Origin of the sequence: Albibacterium sp. (assembly GCF_035514885.1) — a bacterium.
Taxonomy (GTDB): Bacteria; Bacteroidota; Bacteroidia; order Sphingobacteriales; family Sphingobacteriaceae; genus Albibacterium.
The window spans coordinates 678,446-694,977 of the sequence record NZ_DATJCH010000012.1; the positions used below are offsets into that span (position 1 = coordinate 678,446).

Annotated in this window: 11 protein-coding genes; 1 reads left to right on the top strand and 10 read right to left on the bottom strand. The window is 35.7% G+C overall.

Translation table 11 applies throughout. From position 1 onward, the window contains the following. Positions 1-2: 2 nt before the first annotated feature. The 7 genes from VL047_RS06990 to VL047_RS07020 all read right to left on the bottom strand — a co-directional run bounded on the left by VL047_RS06990 (position 3) and on the right by VL047_RS07020 (position 8,323). The gene (locus VL047_RS06990; protein WP_325359382.1) at positions 3-1,082 is read right to left on the bottom strand and encodes a glycosyltransferase; all 1,080 of its coding nucleotides are present in this window, start codon (positions 1,080-1,082) and stop codon (positions 3-5) included. A 135-nt stretch (positions 1,083-1,217) separates the two neighbouring features. After that, positions 1,218-3,386, bottom strand: a complete 2,169-nt coding sequence (locus tag VL047_RS06995; RefSeq protein WP_325359383.1) for a hypothetical protein — start codon at positions 3,384-3,386, stop codon at positions 1,218-1,220. A gap of 55 nt (positions 3,387-3,441) precedes the next feature. Next, the gene (locus VL047_RS07000; RefSeq protein WP_325359384.1) at positions 3,442-4,707 is read right to left on the bottom strand and encodes a hypothetical protein; all 1,266 of its coding nucleotides are present in this window, start codon (positions 4,705-4,707) and stop codon (positions 3,442-3,444) included. A 2-nt stretch (positions 4,708-4,709) separates the two neighbouring features. Next, on the bottom strand, positions 4,710-5,768 hold the full coding sequence (locus VL047_RS07005; RefSeq protein ID WP_325359385.1) for a Wzz/FepE/Etk N-terminal domain-containing protein: 1,059 nt from the start codon (positions 5,766-5,768) through the stop codon (positions 4,710-4,712). 17 nt (positions 5,769-5,785) lie between these two features. Beyond that, entirely contained in the window at positions 5,786-6,910 is a 1,125-nt protein-coding gene (locus VL047_RS07010) for a glycosyltransferase (protein WP_325359386.1), read from the bottom strand. Then, positions 6,911-7,798, bottom strand: a complete 888-nt coding sequence (locus VL047_RS07015; protein WP_325359387.1) for a glycosyltransferase family 2 protein — start codon at positions 7,796-7,798, stop codon at positions 6,911-6,913. A gap of 21 nt (positions 7,799-7,819) precedes the next feature. Then, the gene (locus VL047_RS07020) at positions 7,820-8,323 is read right to left on the bottom strand and encodes a hypothetical protein (RefSeq protein WP_325359388.1); all 504 of its coding nucleotides are present in this window, start codon (positions 8,321-8,323) and stop codon (positions 7,820-7,822) included. 81 nt (positions 8,324-8,404) lie between these two features. On the opposite strand from VL047_RS07020, the gene VL047_RS07025 reads away from it, so the two are divergent. Next, the gene (locus VL047_RS07025; protein WP_325359389.1) at positions 8,405-9,985 is read left to right on the top strand and encodes a hypothetical protein; all 1,581 of its coding nucleotides are present in this window, start codon (positions 8,405-8,407) and stop codon (positions 9,983-9,985) included. Positions 9,986-10,067: 82 nt separating this feature from the next. Here VL047_RS07025 and VL047_RS07030 read toward each other — a convergent pair whose 3' ends face one another. Genes VL047_RS07030 through VL047_RS07040 form a run of 3 tightly spaced genes read right to left on the bottom strand, consistent with a single transcriptional unit; the run spans position 10,068 to position 15,856 of the window. Further along, positions 10,068-11,501, bottom strand: coding sequence for a glycoside hydrolase family 30 protein (locus tag VL047_RS07030; RefSeq protein ID WP_325359390.1), 1,434 nt, complete (start codon positions 11,499-11,501; stop codon positions 10,068-10,070). Positions 11,502-11,516: 15 nt separating this feature from the next. Continuing rightward, a complete protein-coding gene (locus tag VL047_RS07035) occupies positions 11,517-12,929 on the bottom strand; it encodes a RagB/SusD family nutrient uptake outer membrane protein (RefSeq protein WP_325359391.1) in 1,413 nt (470 codons plus the stop codon). Between the two features lie 11 nt (positions 12,930-12,940). Next, entirely contained in the window at positions 12,941-15,856 is a 2,916-nt protein-coding gene (locus VL047_RS07040) for a TonB-dependent receptor (protein ID WP_325359392.1), read from the bottom strand. Positions 15,857-16,532: the final 676 nt, after the last annotated feature.

The following is a 16,532-nucleotide window of genomic DNA, read 5'->3' on the forward strand; positions in this document are numbered from 1 at the left end:
TTTTATTGCATTAAATTCAAATATTGAGATACAATTTGTTCTTTATTAAACAATGAATTCGCAATTTCTTTATTTGTTTTACCTATGGTCTCTAATTCTACGGAATTCAATTTGAGGACATAGGATAGAACTTTAGCTATTTCATCTGTCTTATTGGGATTGAACAAATATCTATCATTGTTGATTATCAACGGTACATCTGATACTGATGAGCAAATTACGGGCTTTCCCAATGACATGGCTTCGCAGATTGTATTTGGGAAGCCTTCATAAAAGCTAAACAAACCGATTAGATCCGCAGCCAACATTTTGCTTTTAATATCTTGGGTAGCTTTATAAAAAAAGAAATTACCTTCTAATTTATAGTTTTGTATTTTAACTACTGCTTTGCTATAGGAAGAATCGGCTTCATCGCCATACCAGTGAATGCTAAGCTTGGCTCTTTCTGCTTCTGTAAGGGTATTTACAGCTTCAATAAGTCCGCTTAAATTCTTTACCTCACGCTGGCCGGCTGCTACAAGTAAAACCAGTTTTTCATTTTCTTGTTTTGGTATCGGTTGAATATGGTCGCTATTATTTCCAATATCGACTAAGTTATAAATCACCTTTAATTTCTTCTGAGGAAGTAAGGGATTTACGCTTTTCACAATATCTCTATTTGTATTAGAGTTAGAAACTACGAAATCTGAAAGTAAATGGAACCACCTGTAGAACTTTAACTTAAACGACTCTTTAATATTAGGGTTTGCACTTCTCTCTCCTACAATTAGTTTCCATTTTCTGAATGGAAGTCCGGCTAATTCACAAATAAAGCTTGAGGCCTCTAAAAAAGATAACACAGCATCGTAATTTCCTTTGCGGATAAAGGATCGCATCTTCCAGAGACGCTTTAAATAATTGGGCTCAACAATACAATGAATATTAATATTATGTTGAAGTAATTCTTCTTTAAAAAAATCAAACTGATGGTATGTGAGAAAGGAAACGTCATGACCGACTTCATGAAATCCTTTGGCTAATTCAACTAGCTGCTTTTGTGCGCCTCCGGAACCAAGACTATCTATTACGCAAAGTATCTTCATGATCTATTCAGCGAACGATTTGTTCATTCTCAAAAAGAATATTGGTTAGGTACATTTCGTACATTTATTGGCAAAATTAATATTAAATACAATATAACAAACAAAAACGATGGAGTATAATATGAATAAGCCTTATTATTTAGAAAGCTGCTGTGTCATAATCCTACGTATGTCTTCTGCCTTTTCTTGATTAGTTGGTACCGAGAGTACTTGCAATGCTAGTCTCTTAGCAGCTGCTTCACCGAATTTCTGTTGATATTTAGTGAGAATAAAATAGTCCTCAACACCTTGTTTAAATGCCTCCCACCTTCTACTTGGTATAATAGAATTTCCTTTGTCATAAACCACATTATAGTCGCCTTGGCCGCCATCAAAATCATCCCATACAGAACTTCCAAACTGGTCGCCATAAGCCCAAAACCCTATGCCTCGAGCATTATATTGAAAGGCTTTCCATGCTAATAAACGATAACGAGAATAAGGGTCTACATTTTTTGAATCATCCATGATATCATAAATCCAGAATTCGTGGCCTTTTTTAGGCCTAATTAGGCTTAAATCATTGCTTTTTACTAACAACTGATAAACATCTGCGAGAGGTTGAACTTGTGGTAGAAACTTTTCGTAATAAATAGTTAAATATATTTTTGACTGAGGACGAACAGATTTAACCCATGTTGTGAAAGATTTGAACAATGGCAGCTCGTTCTCCCGTATTTCATCAAAGGGATATAAATAGATATCCTGATCACTAATATTATGATCTTCTAATATCTTATAAACAGTATCATACCAGGTTAGAAACTTCTTCTGCCAGGATGCTTGCATATAGTTACCAGGGCTTTTTACATAACCTCTGTGATTTATGAATAACATTACCCTATCACCTGCTCGATAGTTTTTAAGATAGTTTATTAGACTGTTGTGATTTGTCGTAATATTGTTTGGCTCTAGAATCTTGGCAGGTATCACAAAGATATTCGAATAATGATTGGCTAAATCCTGTTTAATCTGCTGTTCACGACCTTTAAAGAAAGGATAGGTATAATAGGGCCAAACATTAACATTAAAATTAAGTGTATTTTGATAGTTTTTATCAATCCCTAGATTAATGGATTGATAATCTATCACCAAAGCCTGATCATTGGAGCCCGTTAAAGATAAATTAATAGTCGCTTTACCTTCCTGACTTGATTTTAATGTAAGGATGAGGACTTTTGTTTCTCCGGGATTGAACTCTAATTTACTACTAGCAGTAATTGGCGATAATACATCAGATACATTTCTAGAACTGCGTGTATTAATTTCCTGAGTTTCATATAGAGATGTTTCTACATGATTGATTCCTTTTAATACATAAGAAGTCGATATCCTTTTGTTTTGATTGTTTTTGATCCGAACAGCAACATAATGTGTTACATTGGTTGGAGTAAGTATAAGCTTACTCTTACCCTCACTTTTGCCATTACCCCAAGGGGAAGATAAAACTTCGAGACTCAATCCTTGATTCGTGTTTTTAGATACAGATAGGCCTGAAATTAAAGATTGATATTTTTGATAAGTTTGTTGACTAGCTAAATCCTTCTCATTCAATAATTGCGATTTAATCTCATCCTTATTGATAGCATTTCCCGTTACCGAGGCGAGTTTATCAATTAATGCTCTGCGGTTTATTTCTGCTGATTTATTCTTCGCAATTATATTTTGAAGTTGACTCTTGGATAAAATGTTAGAAGATTGAAATAGACTTAATGCTTTACTTTTGCCAGTAATCGTTATTTCATCCGTAAAGAACATTCGTCCCTGTGGATTTATAACGAGTTTAATAAACTTAGCGTTGATATTAATCTTGTCGTTTTGTAATTCGACAGCTTTATATGTATTGACTGCACTTTCACTATAACCACTAATATCGCCGGCATAGCTATAGTCATTTCCATTTAAACTGGTAAAGATATTGATGTTAAGCGGCAGATATACCCCCGCTGCTTCATTCTTTGCTGTATGAATAGCTATTTTAGAAACTGAAGAAGTTTCTTGTAATTCCAGATCGATTGTTATTTGACCGTGATTTTCCCATCCTAATGTATTATTGTCCAACCATAAAATTTTATGACTTGCAAATTTCCCATCAATTAAGATAAGTGGATCTCTACTTTGTCCACTCTTTGAATAATTAGGTGCTGGAGCAACTACTGTATGCTTAATTTTTAATTTGTTTGCAGTTTGGGCAAAACATGAATATAAGCTTATAGTTATCAGTAAAAATACAATATAAAAGATTCTAAATTCTTTTGAAAGCATATTCAAAAAGGATTAAAAAGTTAAAAAACAAGATAGGTCTATAAAACCGTGCCAATTAACCTTTGACCTCTCTCATATTAAAAAATACCATCAAAGCTATGGTGGAAGTAAAGTAGAAATGAGAAAACATGGGCTCCTTATACTCTATAATCAATTGCCATAATAATAGAAAACCACATAGAACTTGAATTGAAAGTGTTTTTCCATGTGACATTACGTGGAAATACAATCGCATCATACCTGTATAAAATAACAATGCCCCAATAACACCTACAGCATAGATCATACGGATATAACCAACATCTGTCCGAATTACTCCCCAACTCGTCGGATCTCCAAATAATAAATGATTGTCATCATCCGGAAGAAAAATATAAGATTGTAAAATAGCCAATGTGTTTGATCTTCCAGAGGTACCATTAAAGTTATCTAGAAACTGATCAAATGCCCATTTTTCCCATGCTCTTATTATGATTTCTCCATCGGGTTGCAAAAGTAGGTATGTTTCTTTTATGAGAAAATAGAATAAAACAGAACCAATAGGTAGATATACTAAAAGGAGAAGACTCTTCCAATTAAACTTATCATTGATAATCAACAAAGTGTAATATGCAAAAAGAGCAACAGGTATCATAATAAAACCTGTTCTTCCAGTAAAAACTATTCCAACTATAATCCAGATCAAGCAGAAAATTATAATACGTCTATCTAATCTGGAAAGCTTAAAAGAAGTCAGGAAATAGGCTCCCATTAATAAACCGGTAGCCAAATATGCTGAAACTGATGCCCCTGAAGATTGCATTAATCCTCTAGTCCGGAAAATAGAGGTGAAATTATCTTCCGTAATATTACCCTCTAAGGGCATAATGACGAACATGAATTCTCTGTATGCAGGAAAGATGAAATTAATAAAGATAAGGATACCCTGAATACCAAAAATAAGCAGTAATAAATAAAGCAGTTGATTCAAATTTTCTTTTATAAAGAACACAGATAATATATAGGCTCCTCCGGCAATTTGAATTAGTATAAGTATGATATTAAAAAGGTTTGCCATATTATCACTACCATTAAGTAATGTTATAGTAGTGGTATACAGAGCATAAAGAACCAAAATGAAAAATGCTTTGAAAGCACTTTTATTAAAGTAAAAGACCAGTTCGTTTCTTCTTAGAATCAATAGTGCAGCAAAACATCCTGCTATTACAAAACGACTACTATTTAAAGGGAAAAATAGAAACTTTACAGAAAATATAAAAAAAAGCAACAAAAAAACATGGCCTAATTTTGTTCTTTTCCAAAAAGTTGTTTCTTCCAACATCACTATTGGTTCCTTTCAAAAAAACTTTTAACAAAAATTAGGGTTAAAGATACAAACGCACCAAGTATGATTGATAATATTATATAATTCACCAAGCGGGGTTCCGTTGGAGAAAGCTCATTAAGCTGTATCGGAGCCTCAATAATTATAAATAATGGTCGTTGGTTTTCTACTTGAATCTTTGAATTATCCAACTGTGCCAATAAACCGGAATAAGTGCTTCGGGCCTGAGAATATCTTAAATTTAACCTCTCAATTTCTAAATTAGCAATAGCTTTATTTGCGTTAACATTTCTATCTTGAGCAGCTGCAAGTGAACTCTGAAGCTGGTAAAGCTCTTGTTTCGATTTTTCTACTTCTTGCTCTAGAAAATCTGTATTGTCAATCTTATTTTCTTTGCTGTATAAATTAATGTACTCTTCTAATTTTTGGAGAACTACTTTTGCAATTTTTGCACTTGCCTCTGGATCCTGAAGTTTTACAGTAAGAACAATTGGTTTTGGAGCTTCATTGCTAAATGAAATACTTCCCCTCAATATTCCCACAGCTTGTGCGATCTCTCCACTCAGAATTAATACCGGTAAAGTTCCCGGAGAAAGCCTTGATATTTTTGATGCATTATTTGAATCAATTACATTTTTATAAACTACTTTCAAATTATTATCTTTTGATAAAGTATTGAATTGATTCTTAAAACCAAGTACCATTCGTTGTGTAAGGTAATTGGATATAAAAATGGTGTCTCCTTCAAATACGATTTTCTCTGCAACTACATCTGATAAAAAATTAGTACTAGAAAGAATGAACTCATAAGCTGATGCAGGTATCCCTGCTGATTGATTAGCGCTGATGCCTGCTAAAGAAGCCAAAGAGCCTAAACGAGAACTAGTCGATTGATCCTCATTATTAGAGACTAAGAACTCAATTGAACTTGCATATTCTTTAGGTCTAATCATATATATAAAAAGTCCTATTAGTAAAGAAACTACCATAGAGGCAATAAATAAATATTTACCTCTGAGGATTTGTTCGGTTAGTTCTTTAAATGATATTTTCTCCATAATTTCTTTAATCTATATTATAATGCACCTTCAATTAATCGCTCTGCACGCATTTTCCATGTGAATTTCTTTTCAAAATCTTGATAAGAATTCTCAGCTAATTGATTGCCTAAATCTTGATTTTTAATTAATGTACGCACTGCCTTCTCCCATTGATCTGCGTTATTATATTCTACTAAAATAGCATTATTTTCATTTAAAACTTCTCTGGTAGATGGAAGATCTGATGCAACGATAGCTTTCTTACTACTCATATATTCAAGATACTTTATTGGGTTCATATAAGGACCTTGGTCTCCTGTAACTTCACCAGGAGAAACTACTTTCTGATAGGGTGCCAAAAGAATATCACATGAATTACGGTACTTATAAACATTTGCGAATGGAACATAACCCAAAAAATAAAGGTTCTCATATTGAATTTTATCTTTCCAATATTTGATATCTTTTTCTTCACCTCCGGCAATATAGAAATCAACTTCGGGAATCCTTTTTGCCAGTTCTAAAATAATCTCTATTCCTCTTCCAGCATATAAATGGCCGAAATATCCGACTTTTACTTTATCATTTCTGCCTGGTAAAATTACCTTTTCATTTAAATCATAGATATTTGCTCCGTTATGAGCTACTATTAAGTTTTTCATATCAAACCGCGACCCTTGGAAGATATTTGATTTAAGATAGATCTCTTTTAAAGCATTTGAATTGAGAGTTATTCGTCTCAATGCAGGCAGATTTAACATTTTCCTGAAAAGCCAAGTTGTTAATCGGCCATTCTCCCAAATAGGTCCATGTGAATCAAAAGTTGTAGGAATTCCCATGAGAGATGAAATAAAACAGCCGTTCAAAAAGCGTCCAACTACATAATCAGGTTTGATTCTATTTAAAGCTCTATAAATGGCTAAGGAAAAATAAACTGTTTTACCTTTAAATGTTGAAAAAAAGAGTTTCTCAATTTTAAAATTAGGTTCCACGCCATAGAATTCAAATATTTTAGATTGATCTTCATTATTTTCCATCTTTGGCAATAAAATAGTGACGTCATGTCCCATTTTAGCTAACGCAGAGCATATATTCATTACATGTATACTATTCGCTCTTCTTGAAGGCACAATGGATTGCGCTACATAAACTATTTTCATCTATATACGATAAAGAATACTACAGATAAATCTTACTAAAACATTGTTTGAATTAAAAAAATGACGGGTTTTAGCAAGGAGATTTTTTTTCTTAATTATTTTAATATATTTTTCTGGAATATTATTAATTATACCCCAATTTAAGAGCTTTTGTGTTAATTGGTATCGGGAACTATAATTTAAATTTGCTATTCTGTTTTCTGAATGGACATATCTCATAGCAACAACATGCTTGGAGTTTCCAGGAACAAAATATCCGGAATAAGCTAAACGAATTATTAACTCCGTATCTTGATGAAGTTTTAAAGAAGTATCAAAATATCCAGTTATATTAAATAGTGACTTTTTTAAGGTAATACCATTTAAATGAGGATAAGACGATAGTCCGGATATTAAATTTTCGAAAAACAAAGTACCTTCTGCTTCAATTGAAGGATAGGTAAGATATTCATCCGATCGTTCTAAAGCAATTTTTTTCCAATTACAAAACCCTATTCTTGCCTCCTCATTTTCATACTTAGTACCAACAGGTTCATAGACAACATCTGCTGCTGAGTTTTCCTTAAATAGTTGTTCAGTGAGGCTAAATCTATTTGGTAGGAAATAATCGTCAGCATCTAGAAAAGAGATGTATTCAAATTGAGCCCTTTCAATACCTAAATTACGGCTGGCACCTGCTCCTCTATTCTCACCATTAGGATGTTGAAATAATTTCACGATGGAGTATTTATTTTCTAGTTCTTTACAAACCTCTAAGGCACCATCGGGATAAGCGTCGTCGATTAGGATTACTTCACCTATTCCTTGCTGATGAACAACAGATTCAACAGCCTTTTCGATAAAATTTACGGCATTATAAACAGGTATTATTACAGATACTTGAAACATCTATGCTTCTCACTTAGGTTTTCAAAATACAAATGATAATTGAAATCCTGCGAAGTTAGCAATTTCAGGTTTATTCCATTGCATTAATCTGATTTGAAATTCAAGCATTTTATAATGAATTCCGGCACCACCTGAATAATGCATACCAAAATCACTTGCTGGTTTCATAACAATTACCGGCCCTACAGAAGCTTGAATAAAAAACAAATTATCTGGTTTATATCGAATCCCTAACCCTAATGGGACTCCAGCAATCGGCTGCACATTATAAACAAAATACTCATCTTCAACACTTTTACCTTGCACATAGGTGTATCCAGTATTAAAAGTTACATCGTATTGTTTATTAAAAACATACTTAACACCCAAACCTGCATTTAATCCTGAAGTATAATTATTTTTTAAATCTCCTAATGGGACGAGGTATTCAGCATTCACAGAGTAACGAACTTGTGCCAAACTATGTTCTATAGGCAAATAAATCAATAAAATAACAATTACGTAATATCTAAAACTGCCTTTCATAAGCATAAGGGGTCATATTTGCAAGAACAATAACAAAAGTATATCTTTACAATGCTTAAAACAAACCATTACTGATTTTTCATGTTAAAATACCAACAACTGATTGTAGTTTGTCTGCTTTTATGCTTCGTTTCGTGTAAGAAGGACCAATTAGAACCCGAACCTATTGTACATATCGATTATAAAAAAGAAAATATCCCGGATTTTTCTTATGCCGGATATAAGCGTAGTGAATCTCCTATTCCTTTTATTAAGGAAGTGATAACGTTATCGCCTGAAGAAGGGAGAGATTATGAAAACATTCAGAATGCAATTGATGAGCTATCAAAAGCGCCGTTAATCAATGATTTTAGGGGTGCGGTATTATTAAAAGCAGGCACTTATCGCATAAATAATACCCTCATGATCAAAGCAAGTGGAGTTATACTTCGCGGAGAAGGACAAGGCGCTAATGGAACTGTTATTATTGATACTCGCACAGATAGCAAAGAAATATCATCAAAAGTAGCGGGACGAAAAGGTCAGGCCTCATTAATCATACAGGGATCTTCTCAAATTGATTATGATTACAGCCGTGAAGCCTTAATACAAACTGACTTTGTAAAAGTAGCTGCAACTTCATTTGAAATTGATAATAATCCTGGATTTTCAATAGGTGATACCGTTTCAGTAATTAAAACTACGGACGACAACTGGGTAGATGAACTGAGTATGCGTCAATTTGGATGGACAGCTGATCAATATCAAATTGGACACACTCGTGTAATCTCTGATATTCAAGGGAATACGGTTCGTCTTAATATTCCGATGGACGATCAAATAAAGGCTGTTGAAGGAGGAGGTAAAATTATTAAAATATCCTTTCCAAAACGAATATCTAATTCCGGAATTGAAAACCTTAGAATGGAATCAAGCTACGCCAGTGATGAAGATGAGCTTCATGTCTGGAATGCGATTCATTTAATTGGAGTACAAGATTGTTGGGTAAGGAATGTAACTGGATTGTATTATTCACACAGTGCAGTTGCGATTTACGGGCAATCAGACTTTAATACAGTCCAGGATTGTGCGATGTTAGAGCCTAAATCTCAGGTTCTTGGAGATCGGAGGTATACCTTTTATGTTAACTCAGGAACTGGAAATTTATTTCAACGATGCTTTTCAGACAGAGGAAGACACGACTTCGTAACATCTGCCCGTGTTTCAGGTCCTAATGTGTTTCTAGATGGCTATGCCGCTACATCACTGCATGAAATTGGTCCTCACCATCGTTGGGCCACTGGAACCTTGTATGACAATATCTATGGAGGAGTAATTGCCGCAAGAAACAGAGGGTCTGGCGGAAGTGGACATGGTTGGTCTGGAGCTTTTAATATGTTCTGGAACTGTAGGGCAGATATATCATTCAAAATTGAAAATCCACCAGGAGCCGTTAATTGGCTTATCGGCGGTATAGGAAGTGTAACCGGTGATTCTTACACAGCTAGCCTGGGACACCCAGTAGAACCAAGAAGTTTGTTTATTGAACAGTTAATCAAAAGAATTGGTTTAGCTAAAGTTAGAGACATTGTTATTGAAAAGCAATTAAACGGTTCGATCTGGTCAGATTTGAATCGATGGTCAGGAAATGATAAACCGCTAAAAACTATAACTGATCTTTAATTATTAAAAACCATTTGCTTAATAAACAAGAAAGGCTATACATTATTCATGTACAGCCTTTCTTGTTTATTCTAACTATTTCCTACCATACAAAGGTAGCAACAGAACCTGCTGCCAGCGAGGTATTAACTGCTTTTTCTTTGTCTTGGATAAAGAAGCTTTTTCTCTCTTTCGTAGTGTTAAGTACGATTAAGACTTTTTTGCCTTCGGGAGTGATAAATGCAACATTGGGTAATCCTGCTACGATGCCTGATTCTATTCTTTGCGATCCGCTTGAAACAAATTTAGATGCATGCCCAATGATATAGTAGGCAACGTTGCGGGATACATTTTGTCCGTCGATGGTTAAAGCTCCCAAACAATTTGAGCAACCACCCTGATCTGTATGTGGGTTATAATCTTTATCGGCAGCAAGGTTCCATTCTAAAACGGTTCTGCTCCAATTACGGATAGCACCAACAATCAGGTTTTCAACATGCCACTTAAGCTCGCCACCAAAATCTTGCGGTCCGCCTACCCATTGTTCGGTGAAATAGATGTTCTTATCGGGATGTGCATTATGAACTTCGCTTAAAGCATCGATACTTCCACCGTATAAATGGAAAGCAGATCCGTCAATATACTTTTTCGCCTCCGGATCATCCAGAATTGAAATAGGATAATCAGGACGATCTGCATTATGATCGTAAATTACAATCTTGGTTTTTACGCCAGCCTCTTGGAAAATAGGGCCTAATGCTGATTTAATAAATTCTGCCTGATCTTTGGCTTCCATATACATACTTGGATTATTACCTGGATGCAATGGTTCATTTTGTGGAGTTAAGGCATCAATTTTAATACCTTCAGCTTCAAACGCCTTGATATACTTCACTAAGTAATTAGCATAAGCCTTGTAATATTCTGGCTTTAAGCTCCCTCCTATGTAAGATTCATTGTCTTTCATCCAGGTTGGGGCTGTCCAGGGCGATGCCATGATTTGTATATCAGGGTTTACGGTTAAGATCATTTTCAAAACAGGGATCAGGTCTTTCTTTTCCTTTTCAATGCTGAAATGATCAAGGTTTACATCGGTTTGTCCTTTTGCAACTTCGTCGTATGTGAATAGTTCAGAAGAAAGATCAGATGCTCCTACACTGATACGCAGGTAGTTGATGCCGATGGCATCATCCTTCCGGGAAAACAGCTCTTGAATAAGCTGCTCGCGTTCTGGCGTTTGAAGGGCATTGATTAGTTCTGCACTTCCGCCACTTAATGTGAAGCCAAATCCATCAATTGCTTGATATTTCTTATTATCATCGATTTCGATGATAGTGCCTCCAGGTGCTGCAGGTGCAAAGTTTAAAGCAACATTCTGCTTTTCTAATAGTTGAGATTCATTAGCAGAAGTTAGCCAAAGGCTAACTTCTGAGTCAATAGGTTCTTCATTTGGGCCATTATTCTCACTTGTATTTTTGCAAGCTGCAAACGTGAGAATAACAGCAGCAAAGATGATTTCTTTTAAAGCAATTTTCATGTCCAAGGTTAAAGATTATAAATTAGGGTTTCTGTCTTCTTCTGCTTGAGGTATAGGCCATAACAAGTCAGCTTCGCTAATTGTATATAGTTTTTTACCTGCACCATCTGTTACCGCATTCATAATTTCTACTGCTTTGTTTGTACGAAGCAAATCGAACCAACGGTATCCTTCGAAAGCTAACTCAAGTCTGCGCTCTTTTAAAATAGCAGCACGCATACTTGTCTGACTGTTAGCAGAAGTTCCTTCTAAATCTACGCGGTTACGGATTTGATCAACCAATGGTTTTGCTTGTGCCCATCCACCACTGTTTAACTCGTTAAGAGCTTCGGCTTTTAGTAGAATGATTTCAGCCAAACGGATAAAGTAAGCATTTGCCTGATCGTCTGAACGGTATTTGTTAATATATGGATAATTATCTTTTGTCCAGAATGCATCAGACCAGGCTTCATCGCTAGAGTCTAAAAATTTGATGGAAGAGTTTTTACGAATTTCATCGCCTTCTGCATCAAAAGCTTTTACAAGGTCATTTGAAGGTGTGTTGAATCTTTTCCATCCGCTACCAACAATTACACTTGGCATCCAGTTTCCATGAGCTCCACCCCATCCGTCATATTGCATTTCCCAGATAGACTCTGAATTGTTTTCATTGGCTTTTTCAAACAAACCATCGTAGCTTCCGAACAAAGTATATCCGCTACCTAAAGTAGCATTGGCTTCTTCTAGAACTTTAGCCCAGTTAGGAGTTGGTAAAGCAGCATATACCTGTGCTAAAATTGCATGGGCAACACCTTGTGTAATGATACCTTTGTTAGGTGCAGAAGTTCTTGCATTGGCAGTTGCAAATTCAAGATCTTCAATAATTTGTGCATACACTTCATCAACCGTTGCTCTTGCAGGCTGCATTTCATTGATGTTAGCCGGTACCTTTGTTACAAGTGGAACCGGGCCCCATAAACGAACTAAATGAAAGTAGCTATAAGCTCTGATGGCTCTGGCTTCTGCCAGAATTTGGTTACGGCGATTGCCTTCATCCAATGCCGGATCTTCAATACCAGGTACATTATCAAGAACCAGGTTGGCATTCTTAATGGTGGTATATAAACCTGACCAGTCACGACCAAGGTTTCCATTAGTAGCATTGGCTTTGAACTCATCTATTTGGATATTTGCAGAGTTATCACCACCAGCATAGGCGTTGTCAGATGTAACATCACCATTGGTCATATAATCCCAGATAAAATAATCTGTATACATACCGTCGTATACTCCCTGGATTAATTTTTCAGCAGCTTCTGCATCAGAGAAAGCAATATCGGGAGTTACTTGTGTAATGGGTTGTTTGTCGAGGAAATCTTTCTTACAGGCTTGCAGGCTTAATAAAAGCACGGCTGCCATCCCTATATAGTTATTTAATTTAATTTTCATTTTCTTAAGATTTAAAATCCAACATTAATACCAATCATGAAGGTACGTGACTGTGGGTATGTACCATAATCTACACCCATAGAAGGACCGTTTGCACCGTACTGGTTAACTTCCGGATCAAAACCTGTATAGTCAGTAACTGTTAATAAATTATATCCGGTAGCGTATACCATCAATTTGCTAAGCTTAGTTTTAGCTAAGAATGAATCTCCGAAATTGTAAGACAGCGTTGCAGTTTTTAAACGCAGGTAAGAACCGTTTTCTACAAAACGACTGCTGGTTAGCGTGTTGTCTGTATTGTTAAGGTTAGCTCCCGGAATATTACTTATATCTCCTGCTTTTTTCCAACGATCTAAAACAGCTGTTGATTGGTTCTTAGAATCGTTCATGCTTTCTAAATCAATACGGGAAGCATTGAACATATCGTTTCCTTGAACTCCCTGGAAGAATAACGTTAGGCCCCAGTTCTTATAATTAAGGGTATTGTTGAATCCGTAAGTAAACTTAGGTTGTGCAGAACCAATGTATGTACGGTCATCGGCAGTAATGCCGGGTACACCATCGATATCTTTGTAAACAGCATTACCTGTTTCAGGATCAACACCTTCGAAAACATAACCGTAGAAAGATCCTAAAGGACGGCCTGCTTCAATTTTGATTGCAGAGGTACGTTCGTAAATTCCACCGAAATCTAATGATTTAGTGCTTGTTCCTAAACTGGTTACCTCGTTTTTATTGACGCTTAAGTTGATGTCAGAACTCCATGAGAAGTTATCACGTTGAATGTTACGTGTGCTTAACAAGAATTCAAATCCTTTGTTCTCCATAGATCCAACATTCAATGCTTGTGATGGGAAACCTGAAGATGGTGGCAATTGTACATTTACCAACAGGTTATCAGTTTTCTTAAGGTAAGCATCTGCAGTGAAGGATATACGGCCATCAAACATGGTTAGGTCTAAACCTAAGTTGCTTTGTGTTGTTTTTTCCCAGGTAAGATCAGGGTTGGCTAACTGTGCGAAAGAATAACTTCCTTGTGTAGTTAGGTTGTATAATGCTAAATATGCATAATCGCCAATTCCTTCATCGTTACCAACTTGTCCCCAGCTGGCACGTAATTTCAAATCGTCAAGATTGTCTAAATTCGACATAAAATCTTCACTTGATATACGCCATCCGGCTGATACTGACGGGAAATAACCGTAACGTTGGTCAGGTGCAAAACGTGATGAACCATCGGCTCTGAAGTTAGAGCTTAACAGGTATTTACCAAGGTAGTTATAAGTTACTCTTGCTAAGTAAGAACGTTTAGACCATTGTGCGCGTTGAGGCAAGGTTGGTACAACGGAAGTTCCTTCAGTTAATAATTCACCATTTTCGCCTAAAAAGCGGGTTACTTCTGTGTTTCTGTATTTCCAATCAGACTCTTGTAAAGACATACCTGCTGTAGCAGTAAAGGCATGGTCTCCAAAAGTTTTATTGTAATTTAATAGATTTTCGTTTAACCATACTTTATCGTCTGTATGGTTGGTACGGGCAATACCTTCTTGTTGTCTTCCATAATCGGTTGAGAATGGATTTAACCAGTAATCGTAATCATTTTTAGATTGGTTGATACTTATGCTTGATTTAAAAGAAAGGTCTTTTGTAAAATCGATTTCTGCAGAAAATGCTCCTAGGAAGCGTGTGTTTTTGTTAGAATTTTTAGCTGCAAATGCGTTGGCAATTGGGTTTTCCCAACCACCTTTGTAAGGATTTTGTGTATAGGTAATACCATCTTCTTCAAAGATTCCGATAGTTGGAGGAGTAGTTAAAGCAGAAAGGATGGTACCGCCACGTGCTACACCTGCGTTATCGCTTACATCTACTGAGTTGCTACGAGTAATAGCTACATTGGCTGTAAAACGTAACCAGTCTGTTGCACTTTGAGAACCGTTAAAGCTTGCTGTATAGCGGTTTAAAATGGAAGGTGCAACAATTCCTTTATCTTGTAAATAACCACCTGAAATATAGTAGTTACCACCTGTATTGGTAGCTCCGGAAACGGATGCCTGGTAGTTTTGCTGAACTCCGGTACCGAATGTTTCATCTTGCCAATCAACATTTTTAGAACCTAGATCGGTATAACCAAGTTCGGTCATTAAATCAAGGTACTGATCGCGGTTTAAAACATCTTGTTTTTTCCAAAGGTTAGAGATACCGGTGAAAGCGTTGAATGCTACTTGCGGTGTACCAACTGATTTACCTTTTTTGGTAGTGATCAGGATGACACCGTTGGCACCGCTTGATCCATAGATTGCAGCTGCTGAAGCGTCTTTTAAAACGGTGATCGTTTCGATGTCGTTTGGATTAAGGAAGCTTGCATCGCGAGAAGTAATTCCGTCAATAACATATAAAGGACTGTTGGATGCAGTTATGGATGTATTACCACGGATGCTCACTGCTACTCCTGAACCCGGTTTACCTGATTGAGAAGTAATTTGAACACCTGCAGCCTTACCTTGAATGGCTTGTAATGGATTGGTTACCGGTTGATTTTGAATTTCATCTGCAGAAATAGATGTTACAGCTGTAGTAATATCTTTTTTGGCCTGCGATCCATAACCGATAACGATTACATCGTTTAAGGTAGTGTTATCTTCGGTAAGGGTTACGTTAATAGTTTGCCTGTTATTTACAGGTTCTTCCAAGGTTTGGAATCCGATGAAAGAGAATACTAATGTAGCGTTTGAAGGAGCACTAATGCTGAAGTTACCATTGACATCGGCAGCGGTTCCTTGAGTGGAGTTTTTTACCTGTACGGAAACTCCGGGCAGGCTGAGTCCTGTTCCGTCTGTTACGGTTCCGGTAATGCTGATGTTTTGAGCATAGGTACTGGAAAATCCGTAACAGGAAAGGATCATCAATAAAGTTAAGATTCTTTTCATGTGTTTAAATAATTAATACTTCTTGTTTAATAATTGATATGCCTATGCAAAGCATGCATAGAACATATTTGTTTTTAATTGTTAAGTCAAAGTTATTTCAATTTTAATTCCTTAACAAGGATTTTGAGATATAAATTTTATGTAAACGACTGTATATTAGTTTGTTACAATAAAATTGATACGGTATAGGAACATAAATGATTCGAAGATTATTGGTTGATTATGAATGGGTTAAAGGGAGTTAGGAGAAAAAAAGGATTTGGTTTTAATACGGTTCAATATCTTTTTGTTTTAATTAATTTCAGAAGGGTTTTGTAGCCAAAAACGAGTTTCTGAAATTAATTAAAACTTATGGGGGCAAAAGGACTTTGAAAGTTTGTATTAAGGTGAAGGTAATTACTAGTAAAAAAAGAGTTTCTGAAAAGGATATTCTTCGTTTTGGACGCTCGAGTTTTCTGATTATTGTTTTCAGAACTTCGTTTTGTTTTGATAAAGCAACAACTCTCATATACTAATTTGATATTATTACTACGGTGAATGAAAAGGATATCCTTTGTTTTGGTCGCTTGGGTTTTCTGATTATTGTTTTCAGAACTTCGTTTTGTGTTGATAAAGCAATAACTCTCATATACTAATTCCAGCAAAACACCTCTGAAAACAATATCAGAAAACAACA

Bases quoted from the DNA above. Each gene is read 5' to 3' on its own strand.
- VL047_RS07000 (WP_325359384.1), bottom strand. From the start codon at position 4,707: ATGTTGGAAGAAACAACTTTTTGGAAAAGAACAAAATTAGGCCATGTT.
- VL047_RS07035 (WP_325359391.1), bottom strand. From the start codon at position 12,929: ATGAAAATTAAATTAAATAACTATATAGGGATGGCAGCCGTGCTTTTA.
- VL047_RS07010 (WP_325359386.1), bottom strand. From the start codon at position 6,910: ATGAAAATAGTTTATGTAGCGCAATCCATTGTGCCTTCAAGAAGAGCG.
- VL047_RS07005 (WP_325359385.1), bottom strand. From the start codon at position 5,768: ATGGAGAAAATATCATTTAAAGAACTAACCGAACAAATCCTCAGAGGT.
- VL047_RS07030 (WP_325359390.1), bottom strand. From the start codon at position 11,501: ATGAAAATTGCTTTAAAAGAAATCATCTTTGCTGCTGTTATTCTCACG.
- VL047_RS07040 (WP_325359392.1), bottom strand. From the start codon at position 15,856: ATGAAAAGAATCTTAACTTTATTGATGATCCTTTCCTGTTACGGATTT.
- VL047_RS07020 (WP_325359388.1), bottom strand. From the start codon at position 8,323: ATGAAAGGCAGTTTTAGATATTACGTAATTGTTATTTTATTGATTTAT.
- VL047_RS06990 (WP_325359382.1), bottom strand. From the start codon at position 1,082: ATGAAGATACTTTGCGTAATAGATAGTCTTGGTTCCGGAGGCGCACAA.
- VL047_RS07025 (WP_325359389.1), top strand. From the start codon at position 8,405: ATGTTAAAATACCAACAACTGATTGTAGTTTGTCTGCTTTTATGCTTC.
- VL047_RS07015 (WP_325359387.1), bottom strand. From the start codon at position 7,798: ATGTTTCAAGTATCTGTAATAATACCTGTTTATAATGCCGTAAATTTT.
- VL047_RS06995 (WP_325359383.1), bottom strand. From the start codon at position 3,386: ATGCTTTCAAAAGAATTTAGAATCTTTTATATTGTATTTTTACTGATA.